The following is a 438-nucleotide window of genomic DNA, read 5'->3' on the forward strand; positions in this document are numbered from 1 at the left end:
CTCACGGTACTTGTTCACTATCGGTCGCTAAGAGTATTTAGCCTTGGGGGGTGGTCCCCCCTGATTCCCACGGGGTTTCTCGTGTCCCGCAGTACTTGGGATTCCTTCTGCAATCTTCGTCCTTTCGTCTACAGGTGTTTTACCTTCTATGCAGCACCTTTCCAGGTGGCTTCGACTAGGACTAGCAATTACGTGATGAAGGTCCCGCAACCCCAGATTTCCGAAGAATTCTGGTTTAGGCTCGCCCCTTTTCGCTCGCCGCTACTTGGGGGTTCGATGTTTCTTTCTCTTCCTCCGGGTACTTAGATGTTTCAGTTCCCCGGGTGCCCTCCTCTATGCCTATGTGTTCAGCATAGGGTGACGGAGTTTTGCTCCGCCGGGTTGCCCCATTCGGGTATCCACGGATTAACGCCTGCTTGCGGCTCCTCGTGGCTTTTC

At 53.9% G+C, this 438-nt stretch carries 1 rRNA gene; it reads right to left on the bottom strand.

Features of this window, described 5'->3' with window-relative positions:
* A 23S ribosomal RNA gene (locus tag P6N53_RS18600) occupies positions 1-438 on the bottom strand; the annotation flags it as partial.

This window comes from Desulforamulus aquiferis (assembly GCF_030577015.1).
Taxonomy (GTDB): domain Bacteria; phylum Bacillota; class Desulfotomaculia; order Desulfotomaculales; family Desulfotomaculaceae; genus Desulfotomaculum; species Desulfotomaculum aquiferis.